Raw genomic sequence first — 26,806 nt, 5'->3', positions numbered from 1 at the left:
TACTGAGGGATTTTGTAGGCCCGGTAAGCGTGGCGCCACCGGGCTTAACAAACTGGATTAACGCTTCAGCGCATCGCTCAGTTCATCACGCATGTTGGCCAGCATGGCTTTAACAACGCGTGGGTTACCCGCAACGATGTTGCCGGTAGACATATAGTTATGACCGCCGGTGAAGTCACACACAATGGCACCTGCTTCACGCGCGATCAGCTCGCCCGCTGCAAAATCCCATGGCTTCAGTGAGAGTTCGAAGTAACCGTCAACGCGGCCGGTGGCAACGTAGGCCAGATCCAGCGCAGCAGAACCGGTGCGACGGAAGTCCGCGCATTCGGTGAACAGTTTGCCGAGGATATTCATATAGGTGGTCGCGTGTTGTTTCGCCTTGAACGGGAAACCGGTCGCCAGGATGGTGCCGTCCAGATCGCGTGCGTTGCTGCAGCGCAGACGGTAGCCGTTCAGCTGTGCGCCCTGACCGCGGGTCGCGGTGAACAGTTCGTTACGCATTGGATCGTACACAACGGCGACTTCGGTACGGCCTTTAATGCGTACGGCGATAGACACAGAGAAGTGTGGCAGGCGTTTGACGAAGTTGGTGGTGCCATCCAGTGGATCGATAACCCATTGAACATCCTGATCGGTACCTTCATGTTCACCGCTTTCTTCGGTGATGATGGTGTGCTGTGGGTAAGATTTGCGGATCGTTTCGATAATAATCGCTTCTGCGGCTTTATCGACGTTCGTCACGAAATCATTGCTGCCTTTCTGGCTGGTTTCTACGGAGTCTGGCGTTTCGTAGTGTTTGGCAATTACATTACCCGCCTTGCGCGCTGCGCGCACGGCGATGGTCAGCATCGGATGCATCGGTCTCTCTCACTGGATGTTAAAGAACAGGAAAATCGGCGCAGAGTATAGCAGCGGGATCGGATTATGTCTCCCGTTTATGATAATATGCCCGAATATTCTTCAGACACTGAATCCAGACATTAAAAATTATGCTGCAAAACATTCGAATCGTGCTGGTCGAAACATCGCACACCGGCAACATGGGCTCCGTTGCCCGCGCTATGAAAACCATGGGCTTAACGAACCTGTGGCTGGTTAACCCGCTGGTGAAGCCAGACTCGCAGGCCATCGCCCTGGCGGCCGGAGCCAGCGACGTGATCGGCAACGCCCAGATCGTCGATACCCTTGACGAAGCGCTGGCCGGCTGCAGCCTCGTTGTCGGTACCAGCGCGCGTTCGCGCACGCTGCCGTGGCCAATGCTCGATCCGCGTGAATGCGGCCTGAAAAGTGTCTCTGAGGCTGAACAGGCACCGGTTGCGCTGGTGTTCGGCCGCGAGCGCGTTGGCCTGACCAACGACGAGCTGCAGAAGTGTCATTATCACGTGGCGATTGCGGCAAACCCGGAGTACAGCTCGCTGAACCTGGCGATGGCGGTGCAGGTTATCGCCTATGAAGTGCGTATGGCGTGGCTGGCAACGCAGGAAAAAGAGGTTGAGCCTAAAGAAGAGACGGCTTACCCGCTGGTGGACGACCTTGAGCGTTTCTACGGTCACCTGGAGCAGACGCTGCTCTCAACCGGTTTCATCCGCGAAGGCCACCCGGGTCAGGTAATGAATAAGCTGCGCCGTCTGTTCACCCGCGCGCGTCCGGAAAGCCAGGAGCTGAACATCCTGCGCGGGATCCTGGCGTCGATTGAGCAGAAGAATAAAGAGTAGTGTCGTCTGTTCGCCGGTTGGCGCTTCGCTTATCCGGCCTACAAAACCGCAGGTCGGGTAAGCGAAGCGCCACCCGACAAAAAACGGCACAGAAGGTTAAATACCTGACTAAAACAGTCAAGTAAATAGTTGACCATTTTAGTCAGGAATGTCAGACTTGGCCCTGCTATGCAATACCCCATTTTACAATAAAAAACCCCGGGCAGGGGCGAGTTTGAGGTTAAGTAAGACATGAGACTGACATCTAAAGGGCGTTATGCCGTGACCGCGATGCTGGACGTTGCGCTCAACTCCGAAGCGGGCCCGGTTCCGTTGGCTGATATTTCTGAACGACAAGGGATCTCCCTCTCTTATCTGGAACAGCTGTTCTCCAGACTGCGTAAAAATGGACTGGTTTCCAGCGTTCGTGGCCCAGGCGGCGGTTATCTGCTGGGTAAAGACGCGGGCAGTATTGCAGTTGGCGAAGTGATCAGCGCCGTTGACGAATCCGTTGACGCGACCCGTTGCCAGGGTAAAGGCGGCTGCCAGGGCGGCGATAAATGCCTGACCCACGCGCTGTGGCGCGATCTGAGCGACCGTCTGACCGGCTTCCTGAACAACATCACCCTCGGTGAGCTGGTGAATAACCAGGAAGTTCTGGATGTTTCGGGCCGTCAGCACAGCCATGATTCCCAACGCAGCACCCGCGCGCAGGACGCTATCGACGTCAAATTACGCGCGTAATAAAACGATAAGTATTTCAGAATCAGGCCGGGGCGTAGACTCGCCCCGTGTACTCGGTCGTACATCCAGCCGGTTGCCTGATTCCTTGCATTGAAGCGATGTACGGAGTTTAAAGAGCAATGAAATTACCGATTTATCTCGATTACTCCGCAACCACGCCGGTGGACCCGCGTGTTGCCGAGAAAATGATGCAGTGTCTGACCCTGGACGGAAACTTTGGTAACCCAGCTTCCCGTTCACACCGTTTTGGCTGGCATGCTGAAGAGGCGGTTGATATCGCCCGTAATCAGATTGCTGACCTGGTGGGTGCCGACCCGCGTGAGATTGTTTTCACCTCCGGTGCGACCGAATCCGACAACCTGGCGATCAAAGGTGCAGCCAACTTTTATCAGAAAAAAGGCAAGCACATTATCACCAGCAAAACCGAACACAAAGCCGTGCTGGACACCTGCCGCCAGCTGGAGCGTGAAGGGTACGAAGTCACCTATCTGGCGCCACAGAGCAACGGCATTATCGATCTGAAAGAGCTCGAAGCGGCCATGCGTGATGACACCATTCTGGTCTCCATCATGCACGTCAACAACGAAATCGGCGTGGTACAAGACATCGCGACCATCGGCGAAATGTGTCGCGCGCGCGGTATCATCTACCACGTGGACGCGACCCAGAGCGTGGGCAAACTGCCTATCGACCTGAGCCAGCTGAAAGTTGACCTGATGTCCTTCTCCGGCCACAAAATCTATGGCCCGAAAGGCATCGGCGCGCTGTACGTTCGTCGTAAACCGCGTATCCGCATCGAAGCACAGATGCACGGCGGTGGTCACGAGCGCGGCATGCGTTCCGGTACGCTGCCTGTTCACCAGATCGTGGGCATGGGCGAAGCCTACCGCATTGCAAAAGAAGAGATGGAAACCGAGATGGCACGCCTGCGCACGCTGCGTAACCGTCTGTGGGACGGCGTGAAAGATATGGAAGAAGTGTATCTGAACGGCGATCTCGAGCAGGGCGCACCAAACATCCTCAACGTAAGCTTCAACTATGTTGAAGGCGAGTCGCTGATCATGGCGCTGAAAGACCTGGCGGTTTCTTCCGGTTCTGCCTGTACGTCTGCAAGCCTTGAGCCATCCTACGTGCTGCGTGCGCTGGGTATGACTGACGAGCTGGCACATAGCTCTATCCGTTTCTCTTTAGGTCGTTTCACTACCGAAGAAGAGATTGACTACACCATCAAGCTGGTTCGCAACTCCATTGGCCGTCTGCGCGACCTTTCTCCACTGTGGGAAATGTTCAAGCAGGGCGTGGATCTGAACAGCATTGAATGGTCACATCACTAATCGGTACATAAGGAGAATTCAATCATGGCATACAGCGAAAAAGTCATCGATCATTACGAAAACCCGCGCAACGTTGGCTCTTTTGACAACAGCGACGAATCTGTTGGTAGCGGCATGGTCGGTGCGCCAGCGTGTGGCGACGTGATGAAGTTGCAGATTAAAGTCAACAATGAAGGTATCATTGAAGACGCGCGCTTCAAGACCTACGGCTGCGGTTCTGCTATCGCGTCCAGCTCCCTCGTCACCGAATGGGTGAAGGGCAAGTCTCTGGACGAAGCACAGGCAATCAAGAACACGGATATTGCTGAAGAACTCGAACTGCCACCGGTGAAAATTCACTGCTCAATTCTGGCAGAAGACGCGATCAAAGCCGCCATTGCGGATTACAAAAGCAAACGTGAAGCAAAATAATTGAGGTTTGAGTATGTCGATTACCCTTAGCGACAGCGCTGCCGCGCGAGTAAGCTCTTTTCTGGCGAACCGTGGTAAAGGCTTTGGCCTGCGACTGGGCGTACGTACCTCCGGCTGTTCTGGTATGGCTTACGTACTGGAGTTTGTTGACGAGCCGGCGTCTGATGACATCGTGTTTGAAGACAAGGGCGTGAAGGTGGTGGTCGATGGCAAAAGCCTGCAATTCCTCAACGGCACTCAGCTGGACTTCGTCAAAGAAGGGCTGAACGAAGGGTTCAAATTTACGAACCCGAACGTCAAAGACGAGTGTGGTTGCGGCGAAAGCTTCCACGTTTAACCGCGCGTCATCCGAAACCCCACCGTGGCGTTACCCGCTACGCGTGGGGTTTGTTCTAACAGGCTACCCCTGAGATTGTTATGGATTACTTCACTCTCTTCGGACTACCCGCTCAATACCCGATCGATCTCCAGGCGTTGACGATCCGTTTTCAGGATCTGCAGCGTCAGTACCATCCGGACAAATTCGCGAGCGGTACTCAGGCAGAGCAGCTGGCTGCGGTGTCGCAATCCGCGACCATCAACCAGGCCTGGCAGACGTTGCGCCATCCGCTGGCGCGCGCTGAGTATCTGCTCTCGCTCCACGGTTTTGATCTGGCGAGCGAACAGCACACCGTGCGCGACACGGCGTTTCTGATGGAGCAGCTGGAGCTGCGCGAAGAGCTGGATGAGATTGAACAGGCCAAAGACGAAGCGCGTCTGGAAAGCTTCATCACGCGCGTGAAGGGCATGTTCGATACCCGCCATCAGCAGATGGTGGAGCAACTGAACAACGAGACCTGGGACGTGGCGGCAGACACTGTGCGCAAACTCCGTTTTCTCGATAAACTGCGAAGCAGTGCTGAACAACTCGAAGAAAAGCTGCTCGATTTTTAATTTCGGAAGCAATTATGGCCTTATTACAAATTAGTGAGCCTGGCTTAAGTGCCGCACCGCACCAGCGTCGTCTGGCGGTGGGTATTGATCTGGGCACCACCAATTCCCTCGTGGCGACCGTGCGCAGCGGCCAGGCGGAAACGCTGGCTGACGAGCAGGGCCGCCATCTGCTGCCTTCCGTGGTCCACTACCAGCAGCAGGGTCACGCGGTCGGCTATGACGCCCGCGCTAACGCTGCGCGCGATCCGGCAAATACCATCAGCTCCGTCAAGCGCATGATGGGCCGCTCGCTGGCCGATATTCAGACCCGCTACCCGCATCTGCCGTATCAGCTGCAGGCCAGTGAAAACGGTCTGCCGATGATTGCGACCGCGGCCGGTCTGCTGAACCCGATTCGTGTTTCTGCTGACATCCTCAAAGCGCTGGCGGAGCGTGCCACGGCCACGCTCGGCGGCGATCTGGACGGCGTGGTGATCACCGTTCCTGCCTACTTTGATGATGCACAGCGTCAGGGCACCAAAGACGCCGCGCGTCTGGCGGGCCTGCACGTGCTGCGTCTGCTGAACGAACCGACGGCGGCGGCGATTGCCTACGGCCTCGATTCCGGTCAGGAAGGGGTGATCGCGGTTTACGATCTCGGCGGCGGGACGTTTGATATCTCTATCCTGCGCCTGAGCCGCGGGGTATTTGAAGTGCTGGCGACCGGCGGGGATTCCGCGCTGGGCGGCGATGACTTCGACCATCTGCTGGCGGACTACATCCGCGAGCAGGCAGGCATCAGCGATCGCAGCGATGCGCGCGTACAGCGTGAACTGCTGGATGCGGCCATCGACGCCAAAATTGCCCTGAGCGATGCGCAGAGCGTCACCGTCAATGTTGCGGGCTGGCAGGGTGACATCACCCGCGACCAGTTTAACGAACTGATTGCCCCGCTGGTGAAACGCACCTTACTGGCCTGCCGTCGCGCATTGAAAGATGCCGGCGTTGAGGCGAACGAGGTGCTGGAAGTGGTCATGGTGGGCGGTTCGACCCGCGTGCCGCTGGTGCGCGAGCGCGTGGGCGAATTCTTTGGTCGCACGCCGCTGACCTCCATCGACCCGGACAAAGTGGTTGCCGTGGGCGCCGCGATCCAGGCCGATATTCTGGTTGGCAACAAGCCGGACAGCGAAATGCTGCTGCTGGACGTCATCCCGCTGTCGCTGGGTTTAGAAACCATGGGCGGCCTGGTGGAGAAAGTGATCCCGCGTAACACCACCATTCCGGTGGCGCGCGCGCAGGAGTTCACCACCTTTAAAGACGGCCAGACCGCGATGTCCATCCACGTGATGCAGGGCGAACGCGAGCTGGTGCAGGACTGCCGTTCTCTGGCGCGCTTTGCGCTGCGCGGAATCCCGGCGCTGCCTGCGGGCGGGGCGCATATTCGCGTCACCTTCCAGGTGGATGCCGACGGCCTGCTGAGCGTCACGGCGATGGAAAAATCCACCGGTGTGGAATCGTCCATCCAGGTGAAGCCGTCGTACGGCCTGACCGATGGCGAAATCGCCTCCATGATTCAGGACTCAATGAGCTACGCCGAGCAGGATGTGAAGGCGCGTATGCTGGCCGAACAGAAAGTTGAAGCCGCACGCGTGCTGGAGAGCCTGAACGGCGCGCTCGCTGCCGATGCCGCGCTGTTAAGCGCCGCTGAGCGCCAGGTGATTGACGACGCTGCCGCGCGCTTAAGCGCCGTGGCCGAAGGTAATGACGCTGACGCAATAGAAGAAGCCATTAAAAACGTTGATAAACAAACCCAGGACTTTGCTGCTCGCCGCATGGACAAATCTGTCCGCGTCGCGCTGAAAGGCCAGTCCGTGGACGAGGTTTAATATGCCAAAGATTGTAATTTTGCCTCATGCGGACCTCTGTCCGGATGGCGCTGTTCTGGAAGCGAAGACCGGTGAAACCATTCTCGATGTAGCCCTGCGTGCAGGTATCGAAGTGGAACACGCCTGTGAAAAATCCTGTGCCTGCACCACCTGCCACTGCATCGTGCGTGAAGGTTTTGACTCTCTTGCCGAGAGCACCGAAGACGAAGACGACATGCTGGATAAAGCATGGGGTCTGGAGCCAGACAGCCGCTTAAGCTGCCAGGCAGCGGTGACCGATGAAGATCTGGTCGTGGAGTTCCCACGCTACACCATCAACCACGCACGCGAGCATTAATATGGGACTGAAGTGGACAGACAGCCGTGAAATCGGCGAAGCGCTCTACGACGCGAACCCGGATCTCGATCCGAAGACCGTACGATTCACCGATATGCATCAGTGGATCTGCGATTTAGAGGATTTCGACGACGATCCAAACGCATCCAATGAAAAAATTCTGGAGGCGATTCTGTTAGTCTGGTTAGATGAAGCAGAATAAATAACAAAACGGGCTGCCTTCAGGCGGCCCGTTTGCTAGTTGCTAATAAGGAAAAATAAAATGACCGAAGCGATGAAGATTACGCTCTCGAATCAGCCCGCCGACGCGCGCTGGGGCGAGAAAGCCACCTACAGCATTAATAACGACGGTATTACCCTGCACCTGACGGGCAATGATGATTTGGGCCTGATCCAGCGCGCCGCGCGTAAAATTGACGGTCTGGGCATTAAGCATGTCTCGCTGGAAGGCGAAGGGTGGGACACCGACCGCAGCTGGGCATTCTGGGCGGGCTATAAAGGGCCGAAAGGCACCCGCAAAATTGAGTGGGCGAACCTCGACGAAGCCGGTCAGAAAGAGCTGGAAAGCCGCCTGAAAATCATCGACTGGGTACGCGACACCATTAACGCTCCGGCGGAAGAATTAGGCCCTGAGCAGCTGGCGCAGCGCGCCGTTGATCTCCTGTGCGGCGTGGCGGGCGACAAGATGTCCTATCGCATCACCAAGGGAGAAGACCTGCGCGAGCAGAACTACATGGGTATCCACACCGTGGGCCGCGGCTCCGAGCGTCCTCCGGTGCTGCTGGCGCTGGACTACAACCCAACCGGCGATAAAGACGCCCCTGTCTTTGCCTGCCTGGTAGGTAAAGGTATCACCTTCGACACTGGCGGCTACAGCCTGAAGCAGAGCGCGTTCATGGACTCCATGAAGTCCGACATGGGCGGCGCGGCCACCATCACCGGCGCGCTGGCGTTTGCCATCACCCGCGGTCTGAAAAAGCGCGTGAAGCTGTACCTGTGCTGCGCGGACAACATGGTCAGCGGTAACGCCTTCAAGCTGGGCGACATCATTCGCTACCGTAACGGCAAAAACGTTGAGGTGATGAACACCGACGCCGAAGGCCGTCTGGTGCTGGCCGATGGCCTGATCGACGCATCTGCCCAGAAGCCTGAGCTGATCATCGACATGGCGACTCTGACCGGTGCGGCGAAAACCGCGCTGGGTAACGACTACCACGCGCTGTTCAGCTTCGACGACAAGCTGGCCGCTCGCCTGCTGGCAAGCGCCGCTGCTGAAAATGAACCGTTCTGGCGTCTGCCGCTGGCCGAGTTCCACCGCAGCCAGCTGCCGTCCAACTTTGCCGAGCTGAACAATACCGCCAGCGCGGCGTACCCGGCGGGCGCAAGCACCGCGGCAGGCTTCCTGTCTCACTTCGTTGAGAATTATCATGAAGGCTGGCTGCACATCGACTGCTCCGCAACCTACCGTAAAGCGGCGGTTGAGCAGTGGTCCGCAGGCGCGACCGGTCTGGGCGTGCGTACCGTGGCGAACCTGCTGACGGCTGAGTAATCTTTTTTGCCGGGTGGCGCTACGCTTACGCGCGTCTTCGGCGTCATCATATTGCCCGGCGGCGCTGCGCTTGCACGGGCCTACGGTTTTGTAGGCCGGATAAGCGAAGCGCCACCCGGCGTTTTTTGAAGTAGCCAAACTATGTCAGATACCAAAAACGAATTAGAAACCCTGCTGGAGCAGGCGGCGACCGAGCCCGCCCACCGTCCGGCCTTTTTCCGCACGCTGCTGGAATCCACCGTCTGGGTGCCGGGCACTGCGGCTGAAGGTGAACAGGTCGTAGAAGACAGCGCGCTGGATCTGCTGCACTGGGAGAAAGACGACGGCACGTCGGTGATCCCGTTCTTCACCTCGCTGGAAGCGCTGCAGAAAGCGGTAGAAGATGAACAGGCGTTCGTGGTGATGCCAGTGCGTACCCTGTTTGAAATGACGCTCGGCCAGACGCTGTTCCTGAACGCGAAGCTGCCGACCGGGAAAGAGTTTACGCCACGTGAAATCAGCCACCTGATTGGCGAAGAGGGCAACCCACTCAGCACGCAGGAAGTGCTGGAAGGGGGCGAAACGCTGCTGCTTTCTGAAGTGGCCGAGCCGCCCGCGCAGATGATTGATTCCCTGACGACGCTGTTCAAAACGCTCAAGCCCGTCAGGCGCGCCTTTCTCTGCTCCATTAAAGAGCGCGCGGACGAAAAGCCGGTGCTGTTGATCGGTATTGAAGCTGATGGCGATTTCGACGAGATCGTTCAGGCAGCGGGCAGCGTGGCGACCGACACGCTACCGGGCGATGAACCAATTGATATCTGCCAGGTGAAAAACGGTGAGAAGGGCATCAGCCACTTTATTACCGAGCACATTACGCCGTTCTACGAGCGTCGCTGGGGCGGCTTCCTGCGCGATCTCAAGACCAACCGCATTATCTGATGACAGCGGGGTGAATATCACCCCGTTGCTTCCAGCAGCAGTAAATCCATCAGCAGCACCAGATTCGACTCAAACGACGTCACCCCTGCGGCTTCGGCGGCGAAGTGTACCGCTTCGTCATAGAGCGCAAAATGCACGTCCGCCATCTCCGCCAGCGTGTTGGCCGAGGCGCGGGTAAACGCGACGATCGTCATGCCGACGTTTTTGGCTATCCGCGCTTTATCCAGCACCTGCTCCGTTTCGCCGCTGCGCGAGACGGCAATAAACACCTGATAGCGGGCGGCATTGCTGAGAAAAATGTTCCGGCTGTCGCCCGGTCCGGAGATAAACGCCGTTTTGCCCATTACCTGTAGCTTCTTGGTCAGGTACTCCGCAAACAGATAAGAAAACCCGGCCCCGTAGAGAAAGAAGCTCTCTTTCTGGCGCAGCAGGTCGGAAAACTGCTGGCGTTTGTCCTGGGTAACCCACTGAAAGGTGTGCTGATAGTTGGCGATAAACTGGTTAAACAGCACCGGGAGTTCAGGACGCGACTGCGCCTGAGCGGCAATATGCGGCGTGTCGGAGAGCAGCTGCTTGCAGTGCCAGATAAACTCGCTGAAGCCGCTGAACCCCAGCTTCTGGCACAGCCGCATGATGGTGGCGGTAGAAACGAACGTCGCCTGTGCCAGCTCGCGAACCGTGATATTGCCCACCAGCAGCGGATGCTCCGTAAGGTGGGCGAGGACGCGATACTCCGCGCGGGTCAATGACGCCCCGCGCGTTAACAGCGTGGCCAGGCGGTTATCCATTATTTCGCGGGTTCAACCGGCAGGTCGTCACGCGCGCCCCATTCACTCCAGGCACCGTCGTAGAGCGTGACGTCGCTTACGCCGAGCGTGGCGAGCGCCAGAATGACCACGCAGGCCGTTACGCCGGAACCGCAGCTGGCGATAATCGGACGATGCAAATCCACGCCCTGACGTTCAAAAATAGCGCGCAGCTCGTCGGTGGTTTTCAGCTCGCCCTCAAACACCAGGTCGCCCCACGGCACGTTCAGCGCGCCCGGAATATGTCCACGCTTCAGCCCCGGACGCGGTTCATCCGCTTCGGCATTAAAGCGCGGAGCAGGACGGGCATCGACGATTTGCGCCGTTTTTTCATGGCTCACGACCAGCACGTCGGTCAGGCGTTTTACCACGTGGGCGTCAAAGGTCGCATCGAATTCGCCTTCCGGCAGCGTGACGTCACCCTGCTGAAGCGGCAGCTCGTCACGTTTCCAGCCCGCGAGGCCGCCCGCCAGAATCGAGACTTTTTCCACGCCGAAGTTTTTCAGCATCCACCACGCGCGCGGCGCGGAAAAGAGGTTACCTTCATCATAGACAACGAGGTGTTTGTCTTTGCTGACGCCCAGCTCGCGCATCGCCACGGAAAACGCTTCCGGGCGCGACAGCATGTGCGGCAGGGGAGAGGTATGATCGGAGAGGGCTTCGATATCAAAAAATACCGCGCCAGGCAGATGCCCTGCGCGGTATTCACCGGGCACGTCACGATGCTCTTGTCCCGGAGGGGCCATACGCGCGTCAATAATCTGGACTTCCGGATCGTCGCCGTGCTCAATCAGCCAGTCGGCGGCGACAAAATATGAGGTGGACATGGGTTGCCTCCATTCTTTTCCGTAAAAAAGGATTGTCGGTGTTTTTTCTGACACCGACAAGCAAACCACGTTCAACTCGCGAGCAAGTCCCTATTTTTTCACCGGTTCGCCGTCCTGCCAGGCTTTTTGCAGCGCTGGCCAGTAGTCGCGGTTGGCCTCAATCATCTCATCCAGAATCGCTTTTGCATGTTCCATGGTCGGCACGGTGCGGTTCAGGGTAAATGCCTGCAACGCTTTTTCATAGCTGCCTTCGATAGTCGCCTCCACCAGCAGCTGTTCAGACGCGAGCTGCTGTTGCAAAAGGGTCTGATGGAACAGCGGCACCTGGCCGACGCGAATCGGTTCCGGGCCTTCGGCGGTGATATAAGCGGGAACTTCCACCACCGCATCGTACGGCAGGTTGGTAATCGCCCCGCGGTTTTCCACCATCACCAGATGGCGGCTTCGCAGGTTGAACGCCAGCGAACAGGCGACGTCAACGATAAATTCACCGTGGACGCCCACGTGGAAGGCATCCGGTAAAATTCCGGTGCGCTGATATTCTTCGGCGGCGGCGAACAGCTTTTTCTCACGCCCGTTCATCACTTCATTGGCGCGGGTATAGTCCGGGTTCTGATGCGCCACAATCTGGTTTGGCATCAGGTAATACTGCAGATACGGGTTCGGCAGATACTCGGGGAAGTTGTCCATGATCGGTTTGATATTGCGCCAGGTTTTCACCCACGACGGATCCGAGTGCTGCGGATCGGTTTTAGCCGCATCTTCCGTCAGCAGGCCAAACTTCGCGATATGCTTACGCAACTCCGGGAGCTTGTCTTCGCCGTCCACCAGCACGCGGGTAAACCAGCCGAAGTGGTTCAGGCCGAAGTAGTCCACTTCCAGTTTATGACGATCCACGCCCAGAATGGCGCCCATATTGCGCATCGCGGCAACCGGCATATCGCAGATGTTCAGCACCCTCGCGTTCGGGCGCAGGCGGCGCACGCCTTCCGCGACGATCGCCGCCGGGTTGGAGTAGTTCACGATCCAGGCTTTCTCGTGCGCGTAGCGATCGACCAGATCGATAAGCTCCACCATCGGCAGGATCGTGCGCAGGCCGTAGGCCAGCCCGCCGGGGCCGCAGGTTTCCTGGCCCACCACGCCGTGACGCAGCGGGATCTTCTCATCCTGTTCACGCATTTTGTACTGGCCGACGCGCATCTGGGCGAAGACAAAATGCGCGCCGCTAAAGGCCACTTCCGGGTCACTGGTGACGGTAAATGTGATGCGCTGACTGTGGTCGCGAATGACCTTCTCGACGACCGGCGCAATGGTGTTCTGGCGCGCCTCGTCGATATCGTACAGGCGAATTTCGGCCAGCGGGAAATCCTGCAGGCGCACCATCAGGCTTTTCACAATGCCCGGCGTGTAGGTGCTGCCGCCGCCGGCAATCGACAGAATGAATGGGGGTGTTAACATCTTTAGCTCCTTTCAGAGAAACGTCTCAACGGCTTCTCGCATTTTTTTGACATGCAGCCCGTAGACCACCTGAACGTTGTTACCTTGTTTGATAATCCCTTTCGCGCCAGTCGCCTTGAGGCGCGGCTCGTCGATGATGGCGACGTCCTTCACCGTGACGCGCAAGCGGGTGTAGCAGTTGTCCACCACTTCAATGTTTTCCCGACCGCCCAGCCCCACCACGATGGACTCGCCCAGACCGTCGTTATTGCCCTTCGCCTGGTACTCCTGCTTGCTGTAGAGGCGCGTCTCCTGGTCCTCATCTTCACGGCCCGGCGTTTTCATGTTGAAGCGCAGGATCAGGAAGCGGAATACCACAAAGTAGAGGGCGAACATGATCAGCCCGACAACGATGTACATCGGCCAGTTGGACTTGGCCGTGCCGAGCGGCAGGTTGTAAAGGATGAAGTCGATAATCCCGTTGGCGCCGATGGCGTGAACGCCCAGCAGCGAGAACAGCATCATGCCGATGCCGGTCAGCACCGCGTGCACCACGAACAGCAGCGGGGCGACAAACAGGAAGGAAAACTCAATCGGCTCGGTCACGCCGACCAGCAGCGAAGTCAGTGCCGCCGGGATCAGAATCGCTTTCGCCGCCGCTTTACGCTCTGGCCTGGCGGTCATATACATCGCCAGCGCCGCGGCAGGCAGGCCAAACATTTTGCTGATGCCGCGTGCGTCCCACACCACGGTGCTGCTGAGCTGCTTCACGTCCGGGCAGGCCATCTCGGCAAAGTAGATATTGCGCGCGCCCTGATAGGTTGCGCCGCATACCTCCTGCGTGCCGCCCAGCTCGGTATAGAGGAACGGCGTATAAACCAGATGGTGCAGGCCGGTGGGGACCAGAATGCGTTCCAGGAAACCGTAGATGGCCACGCCAAACGGCCCGGAGCCTTTGATGGCCAGCGCCAGGGCGCTAATGCCATGCTGGGCAAAGGGCCAAAGCTCACTCATCACCACGCCGAGCAGCATGGAGACGGGGAGCATGACGATGGCGACAAAACAGTGACCGGAGTAAATCGCCATCGCGCCGTTAAACTGTACGCCGGAGTATTTGTTGTACAGATAGCCGGAAAGCGCTCCGGTCAGTATCCCGGCAAAGACCCCCATCTCAAGCACCTGCACGCCCAGTACCATCGTCTGTCCGGCCGCTTTCATCTGCGCCGCTGGCGCCAGTGCGCCCTGCAGCTGCAGCGTGACGTTCATGGCGTTGATGAATACGACAAAGGTGACCAGGCCAATCAGCGCGGCATAGCCTTTATCGCGCGTTGCCAGGCCAATCGGAATACCGACGGCAAACACCAGCGCCAGGTTAACCAGCACCGACACGGCAGATTTTGCGATCAACTGACCAAGATGCTGAATCAGCGGATGACCGAGAAACGGCAGGTACTCGGCGAGATTACCGTTACCCAGCACGTTACCAAAGGCGATAAACAGACCGACGATCGGTAAGATAAGCACCGGTCCGTACAATGATTTTCCGAAATTTTGTAGGGCGTTCACGGCTCGTTTCATGGCTTTCTCTCTTTTTGAACCGCGCACTCGGGGTGCGTCATGGTTATAAAACTAGCAGCCTTCAGGGACGCTTATCCAGCTATCCTCTTGTTTTAAAAACAAATGACGTGAAAGGTAACATGTGACGTTATGCGCTGTGATCGCGGTTCCATCACGGCGTAGCGGCGTGATGCCATTCTGCGAGGCGCTTTCCAGATTCTAAAATTGGACTTTTTGAATTAATGAAACTTGCGGATAATACTTATCCGGACGACGACCAACAGGCCCCCTCTGGGCCAGGGACAAAGGATGAAACCGTTTCGCTTAGCCGCGCTCTCTCTTGCGCTGCTTACCACGTTTACGCTTGTCGGCTGTGATAACAGCGACGATAAACCTCAGGCTGCGGCTCCCGCGGCATCCACCGCATCCACACCAAAAGCCGCGGAAAAGCCAAATGCTGAAACGCTGGCTAAGCTAGCCGCCCAGAGTCAGGGAAAAGCGCTGACCCTGCTGGATGCTTCTGAAGTTCAGCTCGACGGTGCCGCCACGCTGGTGCTGACATTCTCGGTTCCGCTGAATCCCGATCAGGATTTCGCGAAAACCGTGCATGTCGTGGACAAAAAAAGCGGCAAAGTTGACGGAGCGTGGGAACTTGCGCCTAACCTGAAAGAGCTTCGCCTGCGTCATCTGGAGCCCAACCGCAACCTGGTCGTCACCGTTGAACGGGGCCTGCAGGCGCTGAACAAGGCGACGTTCGGCATTGATTATGAAAAAGCCCTCACCACCCGGGACGTCGAGCCTACCGTCGGGTTTGCCAGCCGCGGCTCGCTGCTGCCGGGCAAGGTGGTGGAAGGGTTGCCGGTGATGGCGCTTAACGTCAACAATGTTGACGTGAACTTCTACCGCGTGAAGCCGGAATCGCTGGCCTCTTTTGTCAGCCAGTGGGAATACCGCAACTCCCTCACCAACTGGGAATCCGACAACCTGCTAAAGATGGCGGAGCTGGTTTACACCGGTCGCTTCGATCTTAATCCGGCGCGCAACACGCGCGAAAAATTGTTGTTGCCCCTGAAGGATATTAAACCGCTCCAGCAGTCTGGGGTTTACATCGCGGTCATGAACCAGGCCGGGCACTATAACTACAGCAACGCCGCGACGCTCTTTACCTTAAGCGATATTGGCCTGTCCGCTCACCGTTATCATAATCGCCTGGACATCTTCACCCAGAGTCTGGAGAACGGTGCGGCGCAGTCCGGGGTTACCGTTACCCTGCTGAATGACAAAGGGCAGACCCTTGCCGAAGCGAAAAGCGACGGCGATGGCCACGCAAAGCTTGAGACCGACAAAGAGGCTGCCCTGATTCTGGCGAGTAAAGACGGCCAGACCACGCTGCTTGACCTCAAGCTACCGGCTCTTGATCTGGCGGAGTTTGATATTGCCGGGAGCCCGGGCTACAGCAAGCAGTTCTTCATGTTTGGTCCACGCGATCTCTATCGCCCGGGCGAAACGGTGATCCTCAACGGCCTGCTGCGCGACAGTGACGGTAAGCCGCTTCCCGATCAGCCCGTGAAGCTTGACGTGCTGCGCCCTGACGGTCAGGTGGCTCGCTCGATCGTTGTTCAGCCTGAAAACGGTCTCTACCGATTCAACTACCCGCTGGACAGCGGGGCGCAGACCGGCATGTGGCATATTCGCGCCAACACGGGCGATAACCTGCAGCGCCTGTGGGACTTCCACGTCGAAGACTTCATGCCAGAGCGCATGGCGCTCAACCTGAGCGGACAAAAAACGCCGGTTTCACCGCAGGATAACGTCGACTTTAACGTGGTCGGCTATTACCTGTATGGCGCACCGGCCAACGGTAACTCTCTGCAGGGCCAGCTCTTCCTGCGTCCGCTGCGTGACGCGGTGGCCGCGCTGCCGGGCTTCCAGTTTGGTGATATCGCCGAAGAGAACCTGAGCCGCAGCCTGGATGAAGTTCAGCTTACGCTGGACGAGCAGGGGCGTGGGCAGGTTTCTACCGAAAGCCAGTGGAAAGACGTGCACTCTCCGCTGCAGCTGATCCTGCAGGCCAGCCTGCTGGAATCAGGTGGTCGTCCGGTGACGCGTCGCGCTGAGCAGGCTATCTGGCCGGCGGCTGAGCTGCCGGGTATTCGCCCTCAGTTCGCCAGTAAAGCCGTTTACGACTACCGCACCGATACGACCGTCAACCAGCCGATTGTTGATGAGAACGGCAACGCCAGCTTCGACATCGTTTATGCCGATGCCAGCGGCGCGAAAAAGGCCGTTTCCGGATTACAGGTACGACTGATTCGCGAGCGTCGTGACTACTTCTGGAACTGGTCTGAGAGCGAAGGCTGGCAGTCTCAGTTCGATCAGAAAGACCTGGTCGAAGGCGAGCAGGAGCTGACGCTTAAGGCCGATGAAACGGGTAAAGTTACCTTCCCGGTAGAGTGGGGCTCTTATCGTCTGGAAGTCAAAGCGCCTGATGAAATGGTCAGCAGCGTGCGCTTCTGGGCAGGCTACAGCTGGCAGGATAACAGCGATGGCACTGGGGCCGCGCGCCCTGACCGTGTGACGCTGAAACTGGATAAGCCAGCCTATCAGCCGGGCGACACCATCCAACTGCACATCGCCGCGCCGGCCGCAGGCAAGGGCTATGCGATGATCGAATCCAGCGAAGGGCCGCTGTGGTGGAAAGAGATCGACGTGCCGGCAAACGGTCTCGATCTCTCCATTCCGGTGGATAAAGCCTGGAAACGTCACGATCTTTACCTCAGCACGCTGGTGGTGCGTCCGGGCGATAAATCCAAATCCGCCACGCCGAAACGCGCGGTAGGCCTGCTGCATCTGCCGATGGGCGACGAAAATCGGCGCCTGAATATTGCGCTCGATAACCCGCAGAAAATGCGTCCAAACCAGACGCTCTCGGTGAAGGTGAAAGCCAGCGTGAAAGAGGGGGCCGTGCCGCAGAAGGTGAACGTGCTGGTCTCGGCGGTGGACAGCGGCGTGCTGAACATTACCGATTACGTCACGCCGGATCCGTGGCAGGCTTTCTTTGGCCAGAAGCGCTACGGCGCGGATATCTACGATATATACGGCCAGGTCATTGAAGGGCAGGGCCGTCTGGCCGCGCTGCGCTTCGGTGGCGATGGGGATGAACTGAAGCGCGGCGGCAAACCGCCGGTGAACCACGTCACCATCATTGCCCAGCAGGCACAGCCGGTTACGCTGGATGCCAACGGGGAAGGCACGATTACGCTGCCGATTGGTGATTTCAACGGCGAACTGCGTCTGATGGCGCAGGCCTGGACAGAAGACGATTTCGGCAGCAGCGAAAGCAAGGTTGTGGTGGCCGCGCCGGTTATTACCGAGCTCAACACGCCGCGCTTCCTGGCAAGTGGAGACACCTCACGCCTGACGCTGGATCTCACCAACCTGACCGACCAGCCGCAAACGCTGAACGTTGCCCTGACCGCGACAGGCAAACTGTCGCTGGAAGGTGGACAGCCGCAGCCGGTGCAACTGCCTCCGGGGGCGCGGACCACCCTGTTTATTCCGGTGCGTGCGCTGGAGGGGTATGGTGACGGAGAGGTAACAGCACAGGTTACCGGCCTGCAGCTTCCGGGCGAGACCTTTGCACCACAGCAGAAGAGCTGGAAAATCGGCGTGCGTCCGGCATTCCCGGCACAGACGGTGAATACCGGTGCCATGCTCAACCCTGGCGAATCCTGGACCGCACCGGCGCAGCACAGTAACGGTTTCTCTCCTGCCACCCTGCAGGGACAACTGCTGCTGAGCGGCAAACCACCGCTCAACCTGGCGCGCTATATTCGCGAACTGCAGGCCTATCCGTATGGCTGCCTGGAGCAGACCACCAGCGGCCTGTTCCCGTCGCTCTACACCAACGCGGCGCAACTGACGGCGCTTGGCATTAAAGGTGATACGGACGATAAACGCCGTGCCGCCATTGATATCGGTATTTCCCGTCTGCTGCAGATGCAGCGTGAAGACGGCGGGTTCGCGCTGTGGGATAAAAACGGTCCGGAAGAGTACTGGCTTACGGCTTATGTGACCGACTTCCTGGTGCGGGCGGGCGAGCAGGGCTATAGCGTGCCTGCCGATGCGGTGAATAACGCCAATAGCCGGTTGCTGCGCTATCTGCAGGACCCGGGCATGATGTCCATCCGCTACAGCGACGATACTCAGGCCAGTAAATTCGCCGTTCAGGCCTATGCCGCGCTGGTGCTGGCTCGTCAGCAAAAAGCGCCGCTGGGCGCGCTGCGTGAAATCTGGGATCGTCACGCTCAGGCGGCGTCCGGTCTGCCGCTGATGCAGCTGGGCATGGCGCTCAGGCTGATGGGCGATGCCCCGCGCAGCCAGCAGGCGCTGGATCTGGCGCTCAAAACGCCGCGCAACGACAGCAAAACCTGGATGGCCGATTACGGCAGCCAGCTTCGCGATAACGCGCTGATGCTCTCCCTGCTGGAGGAGTACAAACTGCTGCCGGATGCGCAAAATACGCTGCTGAATGCTCTTTCTGAACAGGCCTTCAGCCAGCGCTGGTTGTCCACTCAGGAGAGCAACGCGCTGTTCCTGGCCGGACGTTCGCTGCAAACTCTGTCCGGTGCATGGCAGGCGAAAACCTCCCTGTCAGATTCCGCATCAGGTGGCGATAAAGCGCAGGTACAAAACGTGAGCGGCGACCAGCTTGGCGCGCTGCAGGTAACCAATACCGGAACGACACCGCTCTGGGTACGTTTGGACAGCACCGGCTATCCGGAATATGCCCCTCAGCCGAGCTCGAACGTGTTGCAGGTCGAACGTCATATCCTGGCAACCGACGGCAGTACGAAATCACTCTCTTCGCTGAAGAGCGGCGAGCTGGTGCTGGTGTGGCTGGAAGTTAAAGCCAGCCAGAACGTGCCGGACGCGCTGGTGGTAGATCTCCTGCCTGCGGGTCTGGAGCTGGAAAACCAGAACCTGGCAAGCAGCAGCGCCAGCCTGCAGGACAGCGGCAGTGAGGTGCAGAACCTGCTCAGCCAGATGCAGCAGGCGGACATTCAGCATATGGAATTCCGCGACGACCGCTTTGTGGCCGCCGTGCCGGTAAATGAAGGTCAGCCGGTCACGCTGGTTTATCTGGCGCGCGCCGTGACGCCGGGAACCTACCAGGTGCCGGTTCCGATGGTCGAGTCTATGTATGTGCCGCAGTGGCGGGCAACGGGTGCGGCCAGCGGCCCGCTGATTGTTGTTCCGTAATATGCGAATGGCACGTCTGACACGCTCCCGCTGGCTGTGGCTGGCGGGAGCGCTTCTCATTTTAGGGGGGCTGATTTTCGTCGCCGATCGCCTGTGGCCGTTGCCGCTGAAAGAGGTTAACCCTGCCCGGGTGGTGGTGGATGAGAAGGGCACGCCGCTCTGGCGTTTTGCCGATAGCGACGGGATCTGGCGCTATCCGGTGACGATCGAAGAGGTCTCTCCCCGTTATCTTGAGGCGCTGATCCAGTACGAAGATCGCTGGTTCTGGGATCACCCCGGCGTAAACCCGCTCTCTGTCCTGCGCGCCGCCTGGCAGGATCTCAGTTCCGGGAAAGTCATCTCTGGCGGAAGCACGCTCACCATGCAGGTCGCGCGACTGCTGGACCCGCATCCGCGCACCTTTGGCGGCAAAATTCGCCAGCTCTGGCGTGCCATGCAGCTGGAGTGGCATCTTTCCAAACGCGAAATCCTGACGCTCTATCTCAATCGCGCCCCTTTTGGCGGTACGCTGCAGGGCGTGGGAGCGGCAAGCTGGACGTATCTGGGCAAGCCGCCGTCGCAGCTCAGCTATTCCGACGCGGCGCTGCTGGCGGTGCTGCCGCAGGCGCCGAGTCGATTACGCCCGGACCGCTGGCCTGAACGGGCCGAAGCGGCGCGCAATAAAGTGCTCGACCGCATGGCGACGCAGGGCGTCTGGTCCGCAAAGCAGGTCAAAGAATCCCGTGAAGAATCAGTATGGCTGGCGCCCCGGCAGATGCCGCAGCTGGCGCCGCTCTTTGCTCGGATGATGCTCGGCAAAAGTCGCGACACGAAAATTGTCACCACGCTGGATGCCGGACTGCAGCGGCAGCTGGAAGAGCTGGCGATGAATTGGAAATCGCGTCTGCCGGCCCGCAGCTCGCTGGCGATGATCGTGGTCGATCATACCGATATGAAAGTGCGCGGTTGGGTTGGGTCGGTGGATATCAACGATGACACGCGTTTTAGCCATGTGGATATGGTCAATGCGATCCGATCCCCAGGATCGGTCTTAAAACCCTTTATCTACGGCATGGCGCTGGACGATGGCCTGATCCATCCCGCCTCGCTGCTTCAGGACGTTCCCAGAAAAACCGGTGATTATCGGCCCGGGAATTTTGACAGCGGGTTTCATGGACCGGTCAGCATGAGTGAAGCGCTGGTCCGCTCCCTCAACCTGCCGGCCGTTCAGGTGCTGGAAGCCTACGGACCAAAACGATTTGCCGGGATGCTGAGCAACGCAGGCTTGCCGCTGATCTTGCCTGCGGGGGCGCAGCCGAATCTGTCTCTGATCCTCGGCGGGGCGGGCGCGCGGCTGGCAGATATCACTGCGGCCTATAGCGCCTTTGCCCGACACGGTAAGGCGGGAAGGCTGCGGTTACAGCCGGGCGATCCGCTGACTGAACGCCCGCTGTTATCGCCAGGCTCGGCGTGGATTATTCGCCGTATTCTTGCCAATGAAGCGCAACCGCTGCCGGATAATGCGCTACCGCAGGTTGCGCCGCTGGCGTGGAAAACCGGCACCAGCTACGGGTACCGTGATGCCTGGGCCATCGGTCTGAATGCCCGTTATGTGATAGGCATCTGGACCGGACGACCGGACGGCACGCCCGTGGCAGGACAGTTTGGGTTTGCCAGCGCGGTTCCGCTGTTAAACCAGGTCAATAATCTGCTTCAGTCACGTTCAACGGTAGACGAAGCCCGCCTGCCGCGCGATCCGCGTCCGGAGAGCGTCGGGCGGGGCGTGATCTGCTGGCCGGGCGGCCAGTCGTTACCGGAAGGCAGTGAAAACTGTCGACGTCGCCTGTCGACCTGGCTGCTGGAAGGGAGTGAACCGCCCACGCTGCTTCTCCCTGAACAGGAGGGCATACGCGGCATTCGTTTCCCGGTCTGGCTGGATAAAACCGGCAAACGCGTGGCCGCAGATTGCCCTGATGCTACTGAAAAAGTCCTGGATGTCTGGCCGCTGCCGCTGGAGCCGTGGCTGCCCGCTGCGGAAAAAAGAGCGGCGCGTCTCCCGGCAGCATCAACAGTTTGCCCGCCTCTGGATAACAGCAATATCGCGCCGCTTATGCTGTCAGGGGTCAGAGAGGGGGCCGTCATCAAGCGTCTTCCGGGTGAGACAACTATAACGCTTTCTCTCTCAACCAGCGGTGGAGAAGGGCAGCGATGGTGGTTTTTAAATGGCGAGCCTTTAGAGGGGCATGAATATAAATATTCACTGAAATTATATTTGCCGGGTGAATATCAATTAATGGTAATGGATGAAACCGGCCAAATAGCGACGGTGAATTTCGAAATGGCTTATTAAAATAATCCAGAAGAGTTAGCTTGATAATTATCAATGTTCGGTTCTGCAAAAAAACGAGAATGCGTTTTTATTTGAAGGAACGAGCAATGAAAAAAAATAAGAAACTGAGAGAGAGTCTTAATCCCGCTCTCTCCCGGCGTCACTTTATTCAGGCCGGGTCCGCGCTTGCCGCTCTGCCGTTTGTGGTAAAAGGCGGAAAAGCGCAGGCGGCGACAATGCCTGCGGCAGTGAACGAACCCGAAGAAAAAGTCATTCAAACCTGCAGCACTTTTGACTGTGGCGGGAAATGCGATATTCGGGCGCACGTCAGCGACGGCGTGGTCACACGCATCTCTACGCGTCCGGATAATGAACTGGATCCTCAAATGCCGGTGATGCGCGCCTGCGTTCGTGGACGCGCGTATCGGAAATTTGTTTATCATCCCGATCGGCTAAAATATCCAATGAAACGCGTGGGTAAACGTGGCGAAGGAAAATTCGAACGTATTACCTGGGATGAAGCCACAACGCTTATTGCGAATCAATTAAAAACCATTACGCAAAAATACGGTGCTGCTTCGCGCTATGTGCATGTTGGCACCGCAGTTTCGGGAGGAACGTTCTCCGGCGATAAAATGGTTCGTCGTCTCCTCAACTTAACCGGCGGCTATCTCGAAAGCTATCACTCGGTCAGCATGGGCAACACCGCAGCGGCAACGCCCTATACCTACGGCACCGCCGCCAGCGGCAGCTCGCTGGACACGCTGCTGGACACCAAACTGGTCATCCTCTGGGGACATAACCCGACGGAAACGATTTTTGGTCACAGCAACTACTTCTTCCAGAAGATGAAGCAAAACGGCACCCGCTTCATCGTTGTCGATCCGCGCTATTCAGATACGGTGTCCTCCCTTGCTGATCAGTGGGTCCCGCTGCTGCCAACAACCGATAACGCCCTGATGGACGCCATGATGTACGTGATCGTCACGGAGAACTTGCACGATCGCGACTTTATTCAGCGCTATACCCTGGGCTTTGATGAAGACGCTATGCCGGAAGGCGTTCCGGCCAATGAATCCCTGATGGCTTACCTGAACGGGGCAAAAGATGGCGTAGCAAAAACGCCTGAGTGGGCAGAGAAGATCACCCACGTGCCTGCGCAAACCATTCGTCAGCTGGCGCGCGACTACGCAACCACCAAACCCGCCGCGCTGATCCAGGGCTGGGGACCGCAGCGCCATAACTGCGGCGAGCGCACCGCGCGCGGCTCGACGATACTGGCCACGCTGACGGGTAACGTTGGGGTGAAAGGCGGCTGGGCGGCAGGCTACGGCGGCTGTGCTAACCGTAAATTTGCCGCAGGCCCGGAGATGCCGGATAACCCGGTGAAAGCCAAAATATCGGTGATGAACTGGGTGCAGGCCGCCGACGATGCCTCTCAGGTCACTGCGGACGTCGGCCTGAAGGATGCCGAAAAGCTGGACAGCAATATCCGCATCCTCTTCTCGCTGGCGGGCAATTATCTGGCTAACCAGAACCCGGATCTTCATCAGGCAACCCGCGTGCTGGAAGACGAGTCGAAAATCCAGTTTATCGTCGCGAGCGATCTGTTTATGACGCCGAGCGCCCGATACGCCGATCTTCTCCTGCCGGAAACCAGCTTTATGGAACGCTGGAATATCGGCGAAACCTGGGGTACTGCAAGCTATCTGATCCTGTCCGAAAAGCTGATTGAGCCTGAATTTGAGCGCCGTTCAGACTACGACTGGCTGCGGGAGGTCGCTGCTAAGCTTGGCGTCGAACCGGCATTCAGCGAAGGGCGTGACGAAAAGGCGTGGATTGAGCACATCTGGGAGCAGACGCGGCTCTCCATGCCAGATGAAAACCTGCCGGACTTCGCGACGCTGCAAAAGACGCGTCAGCATCTCTTCAAAAGCGCGCCGTTTGTCGCCTTTGAAGACAACATTCGCGACCCGCAAAATCATCCGTTCCCGACGCCGTCCGGGAAAATTGAGATCTTCTCGAAGCGTCTATACGACATGCAGCACCCGGAGATTCCGGCGCTGTCGCACTACGTGCCTGCCCATGAAGGGCCGGAAGACGAACTGGCGAAAACCTTCCCGCTGCAGCTGATCACCTGGAAAGGGAAAAACCGTGCTAACTCAACCCAGTACGCCAACCCGTGGCTGATTGAGGCGCAGCAGCAAAAGCTGTGGATTAACCCTCAGGATGCGCAGAAGCGCGGCATTGCGCAGGGAGATACCGTGCGTATCCATAACGCACGCGGCATTTGTGAGATCCCGGCGGAGGTTACGCCGCGCATCATTCCTGGGGTGGTAGCCATGCAGGCAGGTGCCTGGTGGCAGCCGGATGAGAAGGGCATTGATAAAGGCGGCTGCGCGAACGTGCTCAGTTCGGCTCGTATTACCGCGCTTGCGAAAGGGAATTCACATCAAACCATGCTGGTGGAGGTGGCAAAAGCATGAGTCAGTTTAAACACTACGCGCCGGTGAGCGACAAACAGCTGGGCTTTTATATCGACTCTTCACGCTGCTCAGGGTGTAAAGCCTGCCAGGTGGCATGCAAAGATAAAAACAACCTTGAGGTCGGACGTCGTTTCCGTCGCGTGTACGAAGTCAACGGCGGGAATTTCATCCCCACCGGGCAGGGCGGCGTCAGCAACAATGTGTTTGCCTACACGCTCTCTATTTCCTGTAACCACTGTGCAGACCCCATCTGTACTAAAAACTGTCCGACCACGGCGATGCACAAGCGTCCGGGAGACGGCATTGTGCGCGTTGATACAGATAAGTGCGTCGGCTGCGGCTACTGTGCGTGGTCATGCCCTTACGGCGCGCCACAGCTCAACGAGCAGACTGGGCAAATGTCAAAATGCGATTTCTGCGTGGATCTTCAGGCGAAGGGGGAGCAGCCCGTCTGTGTGGCAACCTGTCCACTCGAAGCGATTAAATTCGGGCCGATTGATGAACTGCGGGCGAAGTATGGTGCGGTCTGTGACGTGAAAGGCTTGCCTGATTCTTCCATCACAAAACCGAATCTGGTGATCAAAGCGCATCAGGGTGCAGAGAAAGAGGGCAAACGCCATGCATGAGTTACCGCTGCTGATTTTTACACTGTTCCTGCAGGGCTCGGTAGGGGTGACGCTCTGGCTGGCGTTCGGGGGGGCGCATGTTTTGCAGCGTAGCGCGCTTCTGCCTGCTGCCGGGGCGTTTGTGCTCGCAAGCCTCGGGCTGCTCGCCTCGGCGCTGCACATGGGCTATCCGCTCAATGCTCTCAACGCGCTGCGCCATGTCTCCAGCTCCTGGCTGAGCCGTGAGATTATCTTTGCCAGCCTTTACCTGGCGGCGCTGGGGCTCGCGACGCTGCTGATGTTCGCCAAAAAGCCAGGCTGGAAGCTGCTTCTGGCGGCGGCGGGCCTTGTCGGGCTGGTGGATGTGTTCTGCATGGCGCAGATCTACATGCATGCGTCCGTGGTGACGTGGCAGCATATCAACACGCTGGTGCTGTTTATCGGCTCGGTGGGCATTATTGGTTCAGCCTGCATGGCGGTTGGGATGCGTTCCCGGGCTACTCTGCGTGCGGCGGTGGTCATTATCACGCTGCTGGTGCTTGTGCGTCTGGTGATGCAGCCCGTCTGGCTGGCCGACATCTCGGCTATGGACAACACCGTGGTGACGTTCCCTCATGCGCCGTTACAGATGCTGCAACAACTGCGCACCGTGCATCTGCTGAGCTGGTGTGTGTCTGTCGTGGGTATGCTGTGCTTTGCTGCAGGCGGGTTAAAAGCGGCGCGAGGCACAATGCTGCTGGGCAGCGCCTTGCTGATTGCGGGTGAGCTGATGCTGCGCTTCGTTTTCTTCAGTATTGGCTGATGGGCAGATTAACGTTTGGCCCGGCGATGGACGTGACGCATGCGTGCGTCCGTCGCCGTTTTCGCCATGCTTCCTGTTGCGCCTGCGCAGACGTTTGTCCCGTGCAGGCTTTTTCTTTTACGGACGCAGATATCTCGGTTGATGAGAACCGCTGTATTGAATGCGGTGACTGCCTGTTTGTTTGCCCCACTGAGGCCATCACCGGCATCACGCCGCGAAAACGCTTTTTGTGTGGCGATACGCTTGTCGGGCCTTTTACTGAACGTGCGCCGGATGTGAATGAGCTGCTGCTCTGGCATGCGCAGCACCATGTTCATTTTATCAGTATCGACGTGGAGCAGTATCCTGACTGGCTGCTGGCGATTGCCCGGCTTAATCTTGTGCTTCGTCGACGCGGTGAAGCGGCATGGGCGTTTAAACTTTTACCCGTCAAAGAGGTTAATATCGCCCGCCGTGCGCTGATGCACGTTCCCCGTGAGGATGTCCGGACCTGTAGCGTCGTGCCCGGTCAGCGTGAACTGCGCAGAGCGTTTTCTGGGGTTAGTGAGGCAGAGATAGCTCTCGACGCCGGAACGTGCGTATTGTGCGGCGCGTGCTGGCGGAGTTGTACGGAAAACGCGATTCGGTTTGAGAACGCTGAACTGGTCGTCGAAACCGGACGTTGTACCGGTTGCGGCGGCTGCGAAGCGGTATGCCAGCATGCGGCGATAAAAGTGACGCAAACAGAAGGAACAGCGAAAAACGTGGCCATACTGGCATATGAAGCCGTTTGCCTGACGTGCCACCGTCATTTCTGGTCATTTACGCCTGATGAAAAGCAGTGTCCGCTCTGTTTTCACCATCAACACGATATGCGAAACCCGGACTGTTGCTAATCTTCGTCTCATTTTAAAAAAATGTTATGCAGAACCATAGGCAATAGCGCTAT

The 26,806-nt window shown here is 58.1% G+C and carries 22 protein-coding genes; 17 read left to right on the top strand and 5 right to left on the bottom strand.

Going from position 1 to position 26,806, the window contains the following annotated elements:
• Positions 1-57 precede the first annotated feature (57 nt).
• On the bottom strand, positions 58-861 hold the full coding sequence (gene suhB, locus PI91_RS19540) for an inositol-1-monophosphatase (protein WP_003860668.1): 804 nt from the start codon (positions 859-861) through the stop codon (positions 58-60).
• Positions 862-992: 131 nt separating this feature from the next.
• Between suhB and trmJ the strand changes: the two genes are divergently transcribed.
• The 11 genes from trmJ to sseB all read left to right on the top strand — a co-directional run bounded on the left by trmJ (position 993) and on the right by sseB (position 9,788).
• Positions 993-1,718, top strand: coding sequence for a tRNA (cytosine(32)/uridine(32)-2'-O)-methyltransferase TrmJ (gene trmJ / locus PI91_RS19535; RefSeq protein ID WP_008502159.1), 726 nt, complete (start codon positions 993-995; stop codon positions 1,716-1,718).
• A 231-nt stretch (positions 1,719-1,949) separates the two neighbouring features.
• Complete coding sequence (iscR, locus tag PI91_RS19530; RefSeq protein ID WP_008502158.1) at positions 1,950-2,441, top strand: Fe-S cluster assembly transcriptional regulator IscR; 492 nt, start codon at positions 1,950-1,952, stop codon at positions 2,439-2,441.
• Positions 2,442-2,560: 119 nt separating this feature from the next.
• Positions 2,561-3,775, top strand: a complete 1,215-nt coding sequence (iscS, locus tag PI91_RS19525; RefSeq protein WP_008502157.1) for a cysteine desulfurase — start codon at positions 2,561-2,563, stop codon at positions 3,773-3,775.
• A gap of 24 nt (positions 3,776-3,799) precedes the next feature.
• Complete coding sequence (gene iscU, locus PI91_RS19520) at positions 3,800-4,186, top strand: Fe-S cluster assembly scaffold IscU (protein WP_003860661.1); 387 nt, start codon at positions 3,800-3,802, stop codon at positions 4,184-4,186.
• 13 nt (positions 4,187-4,199) lie between these two features.
• Positions 4,200-4,523: an iron-sulfur cluster assembly protein IscA gene (gene iscA, locus PI91_RS19515; RefSeq protein WP_008502156.1), complete on the top strand. Its 324-nt coding sequence runs from the start codon at positions 4,200-4,202 to the stop codon at positions 4,521-4,523.
• 80 nt (positions 4,524-4,603) lie between these two features.
• Positions 4,604-5,119, top strand: coding sequence for a co-chaperone HscB (gene hscB / locus PI91_RS19510; protein ID WP_008502155.1), 516 nt, complete (start codon positions 4,604-4,606; stop codon positions 5,117-5,119).
• A gap of 14 nt (positions 5,120-5,133) precedes the next feature.
• Positions 5,134-6,984, top strand: coding sequence for a Fe-S protein assembly chaperone HscA (gene hscA, locus PI91_RS19505; protein WP_039266858.1), 1,851 nt, complete (start codon positions 5,134-5,136; stop codon positions 6,982-6,984).
• A gap of 1 nt (position 6,985) precedes the next feature.
• On the top strand, positions 6,986-7,321 hold the full coding sequence (gene fdx, locus PI91_RS19500; protein WP_003860652.1) for an ISC system 2Fe-2S type ferredoxin: 336 nt from the start codon (positions 6,986-6,988) through the stop codon (positions 7,319-7,321).
• 1 nt (position 7,322) lies between these two features.
• Positions 7,323-7,523, top strand: a complete 201-nt coding sequence (gene iscX, locus PI91_RS19495; protein WP_003860650.1) for a Fe-S cluster assembly protein IscX — start codon at positions 7,323-7,325, stop codon at positions 7,521-7,523.
• A 60-nt stretch (positions 7,524-7,583) separates the two neighbouring features.
• A complete protein-coding gene (gene pepB, locus PI91_RS19490; RefSeq protein WP_021241865.1) occupies positions 7,584-8,870 on the top strand; it encodes an aminopeptidase PepB in 1,287 nt (428 codons plus the stop codon).
• Between the two features lie 141 nt (positions 8,871-9,011).
• Complete coding sequence (gene sseB, locus PI91_RS19485; RefSeq protein WP_008502151.1) at positions 9,012-9,788, top strand: enhanced serine sensitivity protein SseB; 777 nt, start codon at positions 9,012-9,014, stop codon at positions 9,786-9,788.
• A gap of 17 nt (positions 9,789-9,805) precedes the next feature.
• On the opposite strand, the gene PI91_RS19480 is transcribed toward sseB, so the two are convergent.
• The 4 genes from PI91_RS19480 to PI91_RS19465 form a co-directional block, all read right to left on the bottom strand.
• Positions 9,806-10,576 carry a MurR/RpiR family transcriptional regulator gene (locus PI91_RS19480; protein ID WP_021241864.1) on the bottom strand — a complete coding sequence of 257 codons (771 nt, stop codon included), beginning with the start codon at positions 10,574-10,576 and terminating at the stop codon, positions 9,806-9,808.
• Entirely contained in the window at positions 10,576-11,421 is an 846-nt protein-coding gene (sseA, locus tag PI91_RS19475) for a 3-mercaptopyruvate sulfurtransferase (protein ID WP_039266857.1), read from the bottom strand. Before sseA ends, PI91_RS19480 begins: the two co-directional genes overlap by 1 nt.
• A gap of 90 nt (positions 11,422-11,511) precedes the next feature.
• A complete protein-coding gene (locus PI91_RS19470) occupies positions 11,512-12,879 on the bottom strand; it encodes a 6-phospho-alpha-glucosidase (protein ID WP_039266856.1) in 1,368 nt (455 codons plus the stop codon).
• A gap of 12 nt (positions 12,880-12,891) precedes the next feature.
• Complete coding sequence (locus tag PI91_RS19465) at positions 12,892-14,436, bottom strand: PTS transporter subunit EIIC (RefSeq protein ID WP_039266855.1); 1,545 nt, start codon at positions 14,434-14,436, stop codon at positions 12,892-12,894.
• Between the two features lie 288 nt (positions 14,437-14,724).
• Between PI91_RS19465 and PI91_RS19460 the strand changes: the two genes are divergently transcribed.
• The 6 genes from PI91_RS19460 to PI91_RS19435 all read left to right on the top strand — a co-directional run bounded on the left by PI91_RS19460 (position 14,725) and on the right by PI91_RS19435 (position 26,753).
• Positions 14,725-19,677 (top strand): alpha-2-macroglobulin, encoded by a 4,953-nt coding sequence (locus tag PI91_RS19460; protein WP_039266854.1) that lies wholly within the window; start codon positions 14,725-14,727, stop codon positions 19,675-19,677.
• 1 nt (position 19,678) lies between these two features.
• Positions 19,679-22,006, top strand: coding sequence for a peptidoglycan glycosyltransferase PbpC (gene pbpC / locus PI91_RS19455; RefSeq protein ID WP_039266853.1), 2,328 nt, complete (start codon positions 19,679-19,681; stop codon positions 22,004-22,006).
• Positions 22,007-22,092: 86 nt separating this feature from the next.
• Entirely contained in the window at positions 22,093-24,471 is a 2,379-nt protein-coding gene (locus PI91_RS19450; RefSeq protein ID WP_039266852.1) for a DMSO/selenate family reductase complex A subunit, read from the top strand.
• Positions 24,468-25,097, top strand: a complete 630-nt coding sequence (locus tag PI91_RS19445) for a DMSO/selenate family reductase complex B subunit (protein ID WP_003860631.1) — start codon at positions 24,468-24,470, stop codon at positions 25,095-25,097. The genes PI91_RS19450 and PI91_RS19445 overlap by 4 nt, the downstream gene beginning before the upstream one ends.
• Entirely contained in the window at positions 25,090-25,878 is a 789-nt protein-coding gene (locus PI91_RS19440) for a DmsC/YnfH family molybdoenzyme membrane anchor subunit (protein ID WP_039266850.1), read from the top strand. The genes PI91_RS19445 and PI91_RS19440 overlap by 8 nt, the downstream gene beginning before the upstream one ends.
• Positions 25,878-26,753 carry a 4Fe-4S binding protein gene (locus PI91_RS19435; RefSeq protein ID WP_039266849.1) on the top strand — a complete coding sequence of 292 codons (876 nt, stop codon included), beginning with the start codon at positions 25,878-25,880 and terminating at the stop codon, positions 26,751-26,753. The genes PI91_RS19440 and PI91_RS19435 overlap by 1 nt, the downstream gene beginning before the upstream one ends.
• Positions 26,754-26,806 lie beyond the last annotated feature (53 nt).

Source organism: Enterobacter sp. FB (genome assembly GCF_000805795.1).
GTDB lineage: Bacteria > Pseudomonadota > Gammaproteobacteria > Enterobacterales > Enterobacteriaceae > Enterobacter > Enterobacter roggenkampii.
The sequence above is the reverse complement of the archived record's forward strand: the minus strand, read 5'-3'. Positions and strand labels throughout refer to the sequence as shown.

Bases quoted from the DNA above. Each gene is read 5' to 3' on its own strand.
- suhB (WP_003860668.1), bottom strand. From the start codon at position 861: ATGCATCCGATGCTGACCATCGCCGTGCGCGCAGCGCGCAAGGCGGGT.
- trmJ (WP_008502159.1), top strand. From the start codon at position 993: ATGCTGCAAAACATTCGAATCGTGCTGGTCGAAACATCGCACACCGGC.
- iscR (WP_008502158.1), top strand. From the start codon at position 1,950: ATGAGACTGACATCTAAAGGGCGTTATGCCGTGACCGCGATGCTGGAC.
- iscS (WP_008502157.1), top strand. From the start codon at position 2,561: ATGAAATTACCGATTTATCTCGATTACTCCGCAACCACGCCGGTGGAC.
- iscU (WP_003860661.1), top strand. From the start codon at position 3,800: ATGGCATACAGCGAAAAAGTCATCGATCATTACGAAAACCCGCGCAAC.
- iscA (WP_008502156.1), top strand. From the start codon at position 4,200: ATGTCGATTACCCTTAGCGACAGCGCTGCCGCGCGAGTAAGCTCTTTT.
- hscB (WP_008502155.1), top strand. From the start codon at position 4,604: ATGGATTACTTCACTCTCTTCGGACTACCCGCTCAATACCCGATCGAT.
- hscA (WP_039266858.1), top strand. From the start codon at position 5,134: ATGGCCTTATTACAAATTAGTGAGCCTGGCTTAAGTGCCGCACCGCAC.
- fdx (WP_003860652.1), top strand. From the start codon at position 6,986: ATGCCAAAGATTGTAATTTTGCCTCATGCGGACCTCTGTCCGGATGGC.
- iscX (WP_003860650.1), top strand. From the start codon at position 7,323: ATGGGACTGAAGTGGACAGACAGCCGTGAAATCGGCGAAGCGCTCTAC.
- pepB (WP_021241865.1), top strand. From the start codon at position 7,584: ATGACCGAAGCGATGAAGATTACGCTCTCGAATCAGCCCGCCGACGCG.
- sseB (WP_008502151.1), top strand. From the start codon at position 9,012: ATGTCAGATACCAAAAACGAATTAGAAACCCTGCTGGAGCAGGCGGCG.
- PI91_RS19480 (WP_021241864.1), bottom strand. From the start codon at position 10,576: ATGGATAACCGCCTGGCCACGCTGTTAACGCGCGGGGCGTCATTGACC.
- sseA (WP_039266857.1), bottom strand. From the start codon at position 11,421: ATGTCCACCTCATATTTTGTCGCCGCCGACTGGCTGATTGAGCACGGC.
- PI91_RS19470 (WP_039266856.1), bottom strand. From the start codon at position 12,879: ATGTTAACACCCCCATTCATTCTGTCGATTGCCGGCGGCGGCAGCACC.
- PI91_RS19465 (WP_039266855.1), bottom strand. From the start codon at position 14,436: ATGAAACGAGCCGTGAACGCCCTACAAAATTTCGGAAAATCATTGTAC.
- PI91_RS19460 (WP_039266854.1), top strand. From the start codon at position 14,725: ATGAAACCGTTTCGCTTAGCCGCGCTCTCTCTTGCGCTGCTTACCACG.
- pbpC (WP_039266853.1), top strand. From the start codon at position 19,679: ATGCGAATGGCACGTCTGACACGCTCCCGCTGGCTGTGGCTGGCGGGA.
- PI91_RS19450 (WP_039266852.1), top strand. From the start codon at position 22,093: ATGAAAAAAAATAAGAAACTGAGAGAGAGTCTTAATCCCGCTCTCTCC.
- PI91_RS19445 (WP_003860631.1), top strand. From the start codon at position 24,468: ATGAGTCAGTTTAAACACTACGCGCCGGTGAGCGACAAACAGCTGGGC.
- PI91_RS19440 (WP_039266850.1), top strand. From the start codon at position 25,090: ATGCATGAGTTACCGCTGCTGATTTTTACACTGTTCCTGCAGGGCTCG.
- PI91_RS19435 (WP_039266849.1), top strand. From the start codon at position 25,878: ATGGGCAGATTAACGTTTGGCCCGGCGATGGACGTGACGCATGCGTGC.